This window comes from Streptomyces sp. 8K308, from assembly GCF_004348315.1.
In the GTDB taxonomy this organism is placed as follows: domain Bacteria; phylum Actinomycetota; class Actinomycetes; order Streptomycetales; family Streptomycetaceae; genus Streptomyces.
Map to the genome: position 1 here is coordinate 1 of NZ_SMKC01000257.1, position 10,343 is coordinate 10,343.

Sequence of the window (10,343 nt, forward strand, 5' to 3'; positions counted from 1 at the left end):
GGGGAGAAACGCGCCGCACGCGCGCGGCGCGCGGTCGCTCAGTCGACCAGCTCGTCGCCGTAGTCGAGGATCTGGTCCTCCTCCGGCGCGTGCAGGTCGAAGTCCTCGTCCCAGTCGGACATCAACAGCTCGCCCGCCTCCCCCGGCCGCTGGAGCCGCAGCGGGTACGGCGTGCCGATCAGCGCGACGTCCAGCGTGCCGCCGGCGCCGCCGTCCGCGAGGACGCTGATGGTCTGGGTGCCGTCGACCTCGCCCCGCTCCCCCACCTCGCGCTCGCCGTCCAGCGTCAGCAGGTTGTCGAAGAGCACGTTCATGTCCGTGAAGGCGGTCAGCTGCTCGTACGCCGGGTCGTCCTCCGCCACCCGCACGTACATGCCCTCGAGGGTCTCCGCCGGGTCGGACTCCAGCTCCTCGGGGATACCCTCGCTCTCCCAGAAGGCCGCGTCGGCCTTCATGTAGAGGTCCTGCTCGACCCGCAGCAGCTCGAACGTCTCGCCGCCCTCCGCCGAGACCTCGCCGAAGCCGCCGTCCACGCCGAGCCGCACGTCGAGCCGGAACGACTCGCCCTCGGTGATCACCGTCCCGGAGAGCCGCACCGCCGTGGCCTCGCCCGCCGCCGCCTCGGCACGCTCCTCGATCTCCGCCGGCGTGAGGCTCGCGAGCCCGTTGGTGCCCGCGTCCGGGTCCTCCTCGCCGCCGCAGCCGACGGGCCCGATCGCGAGTAAACCGGCGCACCCCACGGCCGTCACAACCCTGCGCCAGCCGGGGAAGGTTGAGGACACGGAAGATGTCACGTCGACTGCCTCTCGTCGAGGTCACGGGCCGGTGAGGCGCAGCGTACCGGCAAGCCGGCGCACCCCGGCATGGGGCCGGGGGTGGCGGCACTCCGGTGACGGCGCGTCGGCCGTACCATCGGGGCATGGCTACCGAAACCCCCCTCCTCACCGAGGACGCCGTCCGTTCCGCGCTGAGCCGGGTGAACGATCCGGAGATCCACCGCCCGATCACCGACCTCGGCATGGTCAAGTCGATCGACATCGCGGCGGACGGCACCGTGAGCGTCGGGGTGTATCTGACGGTCCAGGGCTGCCCGATGCGGGACACGATCACCAGCGGGGTGCGCGACGCGGTGGGTGCGCTGCCCGGCGTGCGCGAGGTGCGCGTGCAGCTCGACGTGATGAGCGACGAGCAGCGCAAGGAGCTGGCGACGGCGCTGCGCGGCGGGCAGGCGGAGCGCGAGGTGCCGTTCGCCAAGCCTGGCTCGCTGACCAGGGTGTACGCGGTCGCCTCCGGCAAGGGCGGCGTCGGCAAGTCCTCGGTCACGGTGAACCTGGCGGCGGCGCTGGCGGCCGACGGGCTCAAGGTCGGCGTGGTCGACGCCGATATCTACGGCCACTCGGTGCCCAGGATGCTGGGCACGGACGCCACCCCCACCCAGGTGGAGAACATGATCATGCCGCCGTCGGCGCACGGCGTGAAGGTGATCTCGATCGGGATGTTCACGCCGGGCAACACGCCCGTGGTGTGGCGTGGCCCGATGCTCCACCGGGCGCTGCAGCAGTTCCTGGCCGACGTCTACTGGGGCGATCTCGACGTACTGCTGCTCGACCTGCCGCCCGGCACGGGCGACATCGCGATCTCGGTGGCACAGCTGGTGCCCAACGCGGAGATCCTGGTGGTCACCACCCCGCAGCAGGCGGCGGCCGAGGTGGCCGAGCGGGCCGGCTCGATCGCGGTGCAGACGCACCAGAAGATCGTCGGCGTGGTGGAGAACATGTCCGGGCTGCCGTGCCCGCACTGCGGGGACATGGTGGACGTCTTCGGCACCGGCGGCGGCCAGCGGGTCGCCGAGGGGCTGACCAGGGCGACCGGCGCCGAGGTGCCGGTGCTCGGCACCATCCCGATCGACGTGCGGCTGCGGGAGGGCGGCGACGCGGGCGAGCCCGTCGTGCTGTCCGACCCGGACTCGCCGGCCGGCGCCTCGCTGCGTCAGGTGGCCGCCGCGCTCGGCGGGCGGCGGCGCGGCCTGGCCGGGCTCTCGCTCGGGCTCACGCCGCGCGCCAAGTTCTGACCCGCGCCGGTCGGCGCGGGCCGGTCACGCGTAGCTCTCGATGTCCTTGACGACGGCGAAGCCCAGGCCGTAGGCGCTCATGCCGCGGCCGTAGGCGCCGAGGTGCACGTCGTGGTGGGCAGCGCCGGCGAGGACCCAGCCGTACTCGGACTCGCGGTAGTGGAAGTCGGCCGGCACCCCGTCCACCGGCAGCGACAGCATGGACCAGCCGCCGCCGTGCAGGTCGTCGGCGAGCTCCCAGGCGATGGCGGTCTGCTGCTCGAGCCAGTCCTGCCGCAGGGCGCGCTCCATCTGCGCCGGCCAGGTGCAGGACAGCAGCCCTGAGCCGGCCAGCCAGGCGGCCGAGGAGACCGAGGTGGCCTCCAGCACGCCCGTGCCGTCCGGGCTGCGCCGCACCGGGCGGCTGGCGACGGTCACCACGACCGCGAACCGCTGGTCGTCGTGGCCGAGCTCGGCCCGCAGCGAGGGCTCGTCGCCGTGCCCCGTCGAGCCGTGCTCGACGGTGCCGTCCGCCGCCGTGCCCACCTGCATCAGCCAGCGCGGGCCGCTGAACGCCTCGTCCAGCCCGTACCAGGGGAACCCGGCTGACAGGAACCCCTCGACCGCGCGGCGCGCCCCCGGCACCCCCTGCGGGGTCTCGTCCCCGGACTCACCAGGGCCGCCTGTCGCGTCCTGCGGCTCTGCCTGACTGGTGGTCTCCATGTAACGCGACGCCTCCTCGTTGCCCTCGTCCTGGGCACACCCCGGACATAGGGAGGATAGCCATCCGCATCGGAGGTGTCCGGGCATGCCGGGAGCTCGGGCGGAGCCTTACCCCGGGAAGGCGGTTGATTCCACTCAGGTGGCGTCGGCGTCGAACGGGGCGGCGGGCTGGGCCTCGGCGGCCGGCCGGGCGCCCTTGTCCAGGTTGACCGCACCGCCGCCGGAGGCGGCCGCCGCCGCGCCGCCCGCCGGCTTGGTCAGGTCGGCCTTGCCCAGCACTGCCTTGTCGAGGCCCGCCTTGTCCAGGCTGGTGCGGGGGGTCGTGGTCCGGCCGTTGATCGCGTCGCCGACCTCGGTCAGCTCCTTGCGCACGTCGAGGCTGCTGGTGAGCTCCTTGAGCCCGAACTCGTCCTTGTCGAGCAGGTGCTTCTTCGCGAACGTCCTCGGGTTGAGGTCCTCGAACTCGAAGTCCTTGAACTCGGGGCCGAGCTCCTCCCTGATGTCCCGCTTGGCGCTGTCCGAGAACTCGCGGATCTTGCGCAGGAAGCGGGCCGCGTCCTGGATCATCTTCGGCAGCTTCTCGGGGCCGAAGACGAGGATGGCGAGGACGATGAGCGTGAGGAACTCCAGAGACCCTATGTCGAAAAACATCCGTCAGCTCCCTCACGCAAGCGGTTGATACGAAACGGTACCTGGCCGCGGCGCCGGACGGGAGATACCGGACCCCACCGGAGGGTGAACGGTCGGTACGACGCCGGGCGGTCACTCACCGGCGGACTCCCCGAGGGTGACGACCAGCTCGAGATCCTCCCCGCCGCGCTCCACGGTCAGCGTCAGCTCGTCGCCTGGTCGGTGGCTGCGGATCTTCACGATCAGCTCGTCCCCGCTGCGCACCCGGTCGCCGTCCACGGCGGTGATCACGTCGCCGTCCTCGACGCCGGCCTGGTCGGCCGGGCCGCCGGGCACCACGGCCGGGTCGCCGGTCGAGCTGCCGACCCGAGCGCCGTCGCCGAGGTAGCCGGTGTCGAGCGTCACACCGATCACGGGGTGGGTGGCGCGACCGGTGTTGATCAGCTGCTCGGCGACGTCCTTGGCCTGGTTGATGGGGATGGCGAAGCCAAGCCCGACGCTGCCGCCCTGACCGCTTTCGAGGCCGCCGCTGTCGCCGGTGCGGATGGCGCTGTTGACGCCGATGACCCGGCCGTTGACGTCCACCAGGGGGCCGCCGGAGTTGCCCGGGTTGATCGGGGCGTCGGTCTGGAGCGCGTTGACGTAGCTGATGTCGGAGCCGTCGACCTCCTCGCCGCCCGCGGTGATGGGGCGCTCGGTGGCGCTGATGATGCCGGAGGTGACGGTGCCCTCCAGGTCGAAGGGCGCGCCGATGGCCACCACCGGGTCGCCGACGCGCACCGCGTCCGAGTCGCCGAGCTCGACGGGGGTGAGCCCGGAGACCCCGGTGACCCGGACCACGGCCAGGTCGTAGCCGCTGTCCTGCCCGACGACCTCGGCGCGGGCCGTGTCGCCGCTGCTGAAGGTGACCTCTATCACGCCGTTGGCCCCGGCGGGGCGGACCACGTGCGCGTTGGTGAGGATGTGGCCGGTGTCGTCGAGCACGAAGCCGGTGCCGGTGCCGGCCGCGCCGCCGCCGGAGACGTGCAGGGTGACGACGGCGGGCAGCACGGCGCTCGCGATGCCGGCGATGCTGCCCTCGGCCGGCGGGTTCGCCTCGGCGCGGGTCTGCGGGAGCCTCACGTCGCTGAAGGCGCCGTTGCGCTCCAGGTAGATGCCAATGGTGCCGCCGAGGATGCCGGCGAGCAGGGCGATCAGCGCGGCCGCCGCCACCAGGCGGGCGGGCCGGCGGGCGCCGGGCGCCGGCTCGGGCCCCGCCGGCGCGCCGGGCGCCGGGGGCATGGCCGGGGATGCGGCCCAGGGGTCGTAGCGGCCAGCCGGCGGAGCGCCGGGCAGCGTGGTCGTGCTCGGGTGGGGCGCGGCGGGCGGCGGCGGGAAGGCGCCGGGCGGCAGGCCCGTGCCTGCCGGCGGGGTGGTGGACCCGGGCGGCGGCACGAAAGTGCCGGCGGGCGGCGTCGGGTTGGGCCGCTGGACGGGCGGCGCCGGGGCCCACGGGCCCGGCTGACCGTACGGCGGCGTGCCGTACGGGTCGTGGCCGGGGCGGGAGTCGGCGTCGTCCTCCGGCCGCTGCCGGGCGGCTCCCCAGTCGGCCTGGGAGCCTCCCTGGCGGCCGGGCAGGCCATTCCCCTTGTCCATCGCAGCTGATCCCCATCGTCGTCGGCGCCACCCGCCCGGGGCGGCGCCCCTGCTGTTCCGAGCTTCCGTGCCGCTCGGGCGCGGGAACCCGGCATGGAAGCGAGCACTGAACTGAACACAGAATTGAACCAGGTCAGTCGCCCGAATTCAGCGGGGGCTCACGACTCCCGGAACGCCGGACTCCGCCGCCATCGTGGAGCTGGCGGACGTGGGGGCCACGGGACCCGTCGTCAACTCGAGCGTGAGCTGGGGAAGCAACTGGCCGTTGGTCACCATGGGGCCCACCGCGCCGCTCAGCCCGACCGACTGCGCGGTGAACACGGAGACCGGGCGGATGTCCTTGTCGGAACGGCCGGCCGTGGTGCGGGCCACGGCGAGCGGGTTGAGGCTGCCGGGCGAGACCGTGCTGGGCGCCGACGAGCCGCCGCCTGCCGCGGTGAAGGCGCCAACACCGCTCATCACGCCGCCGAGCGCGAAGGCGGCGACGGAGACCGCGCCGGCCGCGGCGAAGGCGAGCCGGTGACTCCGGTTCCCCCGGGCCGAGCCCGGCTGGTGTATCCGGAAGCCGCGCTCCGAGCCGAGCGTCGGCGGGCCGAGCAGCGGCTCACCGCTCTTGCCGCCCGGCAGCATGCCAAGCCGGAAGCCGCCCGAGGGGGATGGGTCTGAGGGGCCCGGCGGGTCCTGCGAACCGGGCTCCGCCGACTCCTCGGCGGCGGTGGCGGGCAGGCCCTGGAGCCTGGCGAGCAGCCCAGCCGAGGGGACGGGCAGCGGGCTGCTCGCGAACACGCTCTTCAGCTCGCGCTGCGCGTCCGCCTCCGCCTTGCAACTGGGACAGGTGGCGAGATGGGCGAGCACCCGGTCGCGGCTGTCATGCGACAGCTCGCCGTCGACCAGGGCCGCCAGGCTCTCCCCGAGGTGGTGGTCAGCCGGGCCGGTCTCCGCGGCACTGCTCACTCGGCGGCCCCGCCTTCCCGCACGAGCGCGGGGCCGGGCACCACGGCCAGGAGGGGCTGCTCGGCCGCCTCGCCGCGCCCACGCGGCGAGCGGTGCTTCAGGGCCTTGCGCAGGTGGGAGCGGCCCCGGTGGATGCGGCTGCGGACCGTGCCGAGCTTGACGCCGAGCGTGGTGGCGATCTCCTCGTAGCTCAGGCCCTCGATGTCGCAGAGCACCACGGCGGCACGGAAGTCGGGCGCGAGGGTGTCCAGCGCCTGCTGCACGTCCGCGTCGAAGTGGGTGTCGTTGAAGTGCTGCTGGGGGGTGGGCTCGCGGCTCGGCAGCCGGTCGGCGGCGTCCTCGGCGAGGGCGTCGAACCTGATGCGCTGCTTGCGGCGGACGGAGTCCAGGAACAGGTTGGTGGTGATGCGGTGCAGCCAGCCCTCGAACGTGCCCGGGGTGTAGGTGGACAACGAACGGAAGACGCGGACGAAGACCTCCTGCGTCAGGTCCTCGGCGTCGTGTTGGTTGCCCGTGAGGCGGTAGGCGAGCCGGTAGACCCGGGCGCTGTGGGTGCTGACGATCTCTTCCCAGCTGGGCGGGGCCCAGCTCTGGCCGTCGCCACCGGTGGTGAACGTCGCGACGGCGCTCGGGGCGCTCGCGCCGTCGATGGCCTCGTCGATGCCCTGTCCCCGGTCAGCGTCAGCGTTGTCTGTCACAGAATTCGGCCCGCCGGAGGACCGCAAAATGCGTCTCAGCACTCCGCGGCCAGCGGACGTGGCCGCACCTCCCCTGTCGGCTCTGGTGGTGTCCAGTCGGGTCCCTACCATAGCCACCTCGCCCGTTAGCTCCGGATAAGAAATATTCACCGCTTTACCCGACGCTCCCCCGCCGCGGTCGCCGCCGCCGAGGGAACACCAGGTGCACCAACACCGGGTGCACAGGGTCCAACGAGCACTCCGCGCGTCCTGTTCCCCCCGGAAGTCGATACCCTCAAAGCGCGTGACAGACGGGGACAGGAGAGGGCCATTACCGGCAACCGGCTGACGAGCTGGGCGTTCGCCGAGGCGTATGGCGCACCGGACGCCGAGACCGCCGAGGGTGCGGCGCTGTCCTGGGCCATGGAACGGTCACGGGAGGCCGGCGTCCGCGCCGTCACGCCCGGCAACGGCGACGCGCTGCGGCTGCTGGCCGCCGCCACCGGGGCGCGGGCCGTGGTGGAGATCGGCACCGGCACCGGCGTCTCGGGCATGTACCTGCTCCGCGGGATGCGCCCCGAGGGCGTGCTGACCACCGTCGACATCGAGCCGGAGCGGCAGCAGTTCGCCCGGCAGGCCTTCCGGATGGCCGGCCACGCGCCGAACCGGGCACGGTTCATCCCCGGCCACGCCCTCGACGTGCTGCCCCGGCTCACGGACGGCGGCTACGACCTGGTCTTCTGCGACGGCGACCGCCTCGAGTACCTCGAGTACCTCGCAGAATCGTTGCGGCTGCTGCGCCCCGGTGGCCTGGTCTGCTTCGCCGGGGTGTTCGCCGGCGGCCGCACGGTGGACTCGGCGGCCCAGCCCACCGAGGTGCGCAGGCTGCGGGAGCTGCTGCGCACGGTGCGGGAGAGCAAGGAGCTGATGCCGGCGCTGCTGCCGGTCGGCGACGGGCTGCTGTGCGCGGCCCGGGCCTGGGCCGCCTAGGCCCTGTCCTGGGAACGCCCTCCCGGCACGGCAAACGGCGCCGCCCCGGGGGTCCGGGGCGGCGCCGAATGCGAGGGATCGGCTCGGCGGCTTGAGGGGCCGCCCAGACGAGGTCCGGGGAGCCTCAGCCGGTCACCTTCTTGAGCTCCTCATCGAGTGCCACCGCCTCGTCCGGGGTCAGCTCGACGACGAGTCGGCCACCGCCCTCAAGCGGAACGCGCATGATGATGCCCCGCCCCTCCTTGGTCACCTCAAGCGGACCATCGCCCGTCCGCGGCTTCATGGCCGCCATGCTCGTTCCCCTTCCTGAACCAAGCTCATCGCGGCCGGGAACCCCCCGGGGGGTCACCGGCCTCGAACACATTGCTTCCGGCCATTATCCCGCATGGACCGTCCCGATGACCAACATCGGGCGATATCCCTTCGGCAACGCGAGATCGCAAAACCACCCAATTCGGCGATTGACCGCGATAGCGTCGCGGCCTGGGACATGCTGTGAGACATGGCCGACACCGTTCTCTATGAAGCGACCGACGGTCTCGTCACCGTCACCCTGAATCGCCCCGAAGCGCTGAACGCCCTCGATCTCCCGACCAAGGAGGCCCTCCTCGCGGCGGTGCGCGAGGCGGCCGGCGACCCCGGCGTGCGGGCCGTGCTGCTGGCGGCCAACGGCCGCGCGTTCTGCGTCGGGCAGGACCTCGGCGAACACGCCGACGCGCTCGCCGGCGAGGCGGAACCCGGCGGTGCGGGACCCGGCGGTGCCATGCGGACGGTGGCCGAGCACTACGGCCCCATCGCGCGGACGCTGGCCGAAATGCCCAAGCCGGTGGTCGCCGCCGTCAACGGGGCGGCGGCCGGCGCCGGCCTCGGCTTCGCGCTCGCCGCCGACTACCGCGTGGTGGCCGCCGGCGCGTCCTTCAACACGGCCTTCGCCGGCATCGGCCTCACCGCCGACTCCGGCCTCTCCTGGACCCTGCCGCGCGTCGTCGGCCCGGCCCGCGCCACCGACCTGCTGCTCTTCCCGCGCCGGATGGACGCGGCCGAGGCCGAGCGGCTCGGCATCGCGCAGCGCGTGGTGCCGGACGCCGAGCTGCCGGCGGCGGCCAGGGAGATCGCGGCCCGCCTCGCCAAGGGCCCTACGGTGGCCTACGCCGCGCTCAAGCAGGCCCTCGCCTTCGCGGCTGAGCACTCGCTCGCCGCGACCCTGGACCTGGAGGCCAGACTCCAGGCCACGGCGGGCGCCACGGCCGACCACCGGGCGGCCGTCGCCGCGTTCCTCGCCAAGGAACGCCCCACGTTCGACGGCAGGTAGCTCAGTCCCGCTCGACGGCCGGGCCCTGGTCCTTGTGCAGCGCCAGGGCCTGCGCGCCGGCCAGCGCCGTCTCCAACTCGGTGATCCGCGCGTCCCGCTCGGCGAGCTCGGCGGCCAGCCGGTCGAGCACGTCGTCCACCTCGGCCATCCGGTAGCCGCGCGGCGCGACCGGCAGCCGCACCCGCACCACGTCCGCCGGGCCGACCGGCCGGTCCCTGGGCAGCGGATCGTCGAGCCGGTCCGGCGGCGCGTCCGCGAGACCGCCGGTGGCCGGCCCGCCCGAGCCGTCCCCGCTGCCGAGCACCGCGAGGGTGACGGCGGCGATCACCACGACCATGGCGGCCACCAGAAACAAGAACATGCCTGCCTCCCCTTCCTGCCTTCGTTGCGATGGTCGCATGCCGCACCGACAGCATGCGCCAGCCGGGTTCGAGGTAGGTTCGTGCGTTGTGCGAGGAGAAGAGCGGATCCTGCGTCTTGGGACGCGCGAGTTCGGGCCCCACGAGCCCGTGATCATGGCGATCGTCAACCGCACCCCCGACTCCTTCTACGACCAGGGCGCCACCTTCGGCGACGAGCCGGCGCTGGCCAGGGTGGAGCGCGCCGTGGCCGAGGGCGCCGCCATCATCGACGTCGGCGGGGTCAAGGCCGGCCCCGGCGCTGAGGTGGACGCGGCGGAGGAGATCCGCCGCACGGCCGGCTTCGTCGCCGAGGTGCGGCGCCGCCACCCGGACGTGGTGATCAGCGTCGACACCTGGCGGCACGAGGTCGGTGAGGCCGTCTGCGCGGCCGGCGCCGACCTGCTCAACGACGCCTGGGGCGGCGTCGACCCGCGCCTCGCGGAGGTCGCGGCCCGGCACGGCGTCGGCCTTGTCTGCACCCACGCGGGCGGCGCCCGCCCGCGCACCAGGCCGCACCGCGTCACCTACGAGGACGTGATGGCCGACATCCTGCGGGTCACCGTCGGCCTCGCCGAGCGCGCGGTCGCGCTCGGCGTCCGGCGGGACGCGGTGCTGATCGATCCGGGCCACGACTTCGGCAAGTCCACCCGCCACTCGCTGGAGGCGACGCGCCGCCTCGACGAGATGACGGCGACGGGGTGGCCGGTGCTGGTGTCGCTCTCCAACAAGGACTTCGTCGGCGAGACGTTGGACCTGCCGGTGCGGGAGCGGCTGTTGGGGACGCTGGCGACGACGGCCGTGTCGGCCTGGCTCGGGGCGCGGGTGTACCGGGTGCACGAGGTGGCGGAGACGCGGCAGGTGCTGGACATGGTGGCGAGCGTCGCCGGGCACCGGCCGCCGGCGGCCACCCGCCGCGGCCTGGCCTGACGGCCGGTTTTCCCCCACCCACCCTCTCGCGCTCCGCGCGGGCT

12 protein-coding genes are annotated in these 10,343 nt (G+C 73.7%); 4 read left to right on the forward strand and 8 right to left on the reverse strand.

The genetic code is table 11. The features are described 5' to 3' along the window. Positions 1-38: 38 nt before the first annotated feature. Positions 39-794: a hypothetical protein gene (locus E1265_RS26920; protein ID WP_243741130.1), complete on the reverse strand. Its 756-nt coding sequence runs from the start codon at positions 792-794 to the stop codon at positions 39-41. Positions 795-919: 125 nt separating this feature from the next. On the opposite strand from E1265_RS26920, the gene E1265_RS26925 reads away from it, so the two are divergent. Further along, entirely contained in the window at positions 920-2,071 is a 1,152-nt protein-coding gene (locus E1265_RS26925) for an Mrp/NBP35 family ATP-binding protein (protein WP_132933597.1), read from the forward strand. A gap of 24 nt (positions 2,072-2,095) precedes the next feature. Here the strand turns inward: E1265_RS26925 and E1265_RS26930 are convergent, their stop codons facing one another. The 5 genes from E1265_RS26930 to sigE all read right to left on the reverse strand — a co-directional run bounded on the left by E1265_RS26930 (position 2,096) and on the right by sigE (position 6,801). After that, positions 2,096-2,773 carry a hypothetical protein gene (locus E1265_RS26930; protein ID WP_132933598.1) on the reverse strand — a complete coding sequence of 226 codons (678 nt, stop codon included), beginning with the start codon at positions 2,771-2,773 and terminating at the stop codon, positions 2,096-2,098. Positions 2,774-2,908: 135 nt separating this feature from the next. Continuing rightward, positions 2,909-3,424 (reverse strand): sec-independent translocase, encoded by a 516-nt coding sequence (locus E1265_RS26935; protein ID WP_132933599.1) that lies wholly within the window; start codon positions 3,422-3,424, stop codon positions 2,909-2,911. Positions 3,425-3,535: 111 nt separating this feature from the next. Continuing rightward, positions 3,536-5,038 carry a trypsin-like peptidase domain-containing protein gene (locus tag E1265_RS26940; RefSeq protein ID WP_132933600.1) on the reverse strand — a complete coding sequence of 501 codons (1,503 nt, stop codon included), beginning with the start codon at positions 5,036-5,038 and terminating at the stop codon, positions 3,536-3,538. Between the two features lie 147 nt (positions 5,039-5,185). Then, positions 5,186-5,992 carry an anti-sigma factor gene (locus tag E1265_RS26945; RefSeq protein ID WP_132933601.1) on the reverse strand — a complete coding sequence of 269 codons (807 nt, stop codon included), beginning with the start codon at positions 5,990-5,992 and terminating at the stop codon, positions 5,186-5,188. Further along, positions 5,989-6,801, reverse strand: coding sequence for an RNA polymerase sigma factor SigE (sigE, locus tag E1265_RS26950; protein ID WP_132933602.1), 813 nt, complete (start codon positions 6,799-6,801; stop codon positions 5,989-5,991). The genes E1265_RS26945 and sigE overlap by 4 nt, the downstream gene beginning before the upstream one ends. Positions 6,802-6,939: 138 nt before the next feature. On the opposite strand from sigE, the gene E1265_RS26955 reads away from it, so the two are divergent. Next, positions 6,940-7,659: an O-methyltransferase gene (locus E1265_RS26955; protein WP_132933603.1), complete on the forward strand. Its 720-nt coding sequence runs from the start codon at positions 6,940-6,942 to the stop codon at positions 7,657-7,659. A 124-nt stretch (positions 7,660-7,783) separates the two neighbouring features. On the opposite strand, the gene E1265_RS26960 is transcribed toward E1265_RS26955, so the two are convergent. Continuing rightward, on the reverse strand, positions 7,784-7,951 hold the full coding sequence (locus tag E1265_RS26960) for a DUF3117 domain-containing protein (protein WP_019434894.1): 168 nt from the start codon (positions 7,949-7,951) through the stop codon (positions 7,784-7,786). A 210-nt stretch (positions 7,952-8,161) separates the two neighbouring features. On the opposite strand from E1265_RS26960, the gene E1265_RS26965 reads away from it, so the two are divergent. Continuing rightward, complete coding sequence (locus tag E1265_RS26965; protein WP_132933605.1) at positions 8,162-8,971, forward strand: enoyl-CoA hydratase-related protein; 810 nt, start codon at positions 8,162-8,164, stop codon at positions 8,969-8,971. 1 nt (position 8,972) lies between these two features. Here E1265_RS26965 and E1265_RS26970 read toward each other — a convergent pair whose 3' ends face one another. Then, positions 8,973-9,332 carry a DivIVA domain-containing protein gene (locus tag E1265_RS26970; protein ID WP_132933606.1) on the reverse strand — a complete coding sequence of 120 codons (360 nt, stop codon included), beginning with the start codon at positions 9,330-9,332 and terminating at the stop codon, positions 8,973-8,975. Positions 9,333-9,438: 106 nt separating this feature from the next. On the opposite strand from E1265_RS26970, the gene folP reads away from it, so the two are divergent. Next, positions 9,439-10,299 (forward strand): dihydropteroate synthase, encoded by an 861-nt coding sequence (gene folP, locus E1265_RS26975; protein ID WP_132933608.1) that lies wholly within the window; start codon positions 9,439-9,441, stop codon positions 10,297-10,299. The last annotated feature ends 44 nt before the right edge of the window (positions 10,300-10,343 follow it).

Bases quoted from the DNA above. Each gene is read 5' to 3' on its own strand.
- E1265_RS26925 (WP_132933597.1), top strand. From the start codon at position 920: ATGGCTACCGAAACCCCCCTCCTCACCGAGGACGCCGTCCGTTCCGCG.
- E1265_RS26965 (WP_132933605.1), top strand. From the start codon at position 8,162: ATGGCCGACACCGTTCTCTATGAAGCGACCGACGGTCTCGTCACCGTC.
- E1265_RS26940 (WP_132933600.1), bottom strand. From the start codon at position 5,038: ATGGACAAGGGGAATGGCCTGCCCGGCCGCCAGGGAGGCTCCCAGGCC.
- E1265_RS26935 (WP_132933599.1), bottom strand. From the start codon at position 3,424: ATGTTTTTCGACATAGGGTCTCTGGAGTTCCTCACGCTCATCGTCCTC.
- E1265_RS26930 (WP_132933598.1), bottom strand. From the start codon at position 2,773: ATGGAGACCACCAGTCAGGCAGAGCCGCAGGACGCGACAGGCGGCCCT.
- E1265_RS26960 (WP_019434894.1), bottom strand. From the start codon at position 7,951: ATGGCGGCCATGAAGCCGCGGACGGGCGATGGTCCGCTTGAGGTGACC.
- sigE (WP_132933602.1), bottom strand. From the start codon at position 6,801: ATGGTAGGGACCCGACTGGACACCACCAGAGCCGACAGGGGAGGTGCG.
- E1265_RS26970 (WP_132933606.1), bottom strand. From the start codon at position 9,332: ATGTTCTTGTTTCTGGTGGCCGCCATGGTCGTGGTGATCGCCGCCGTC.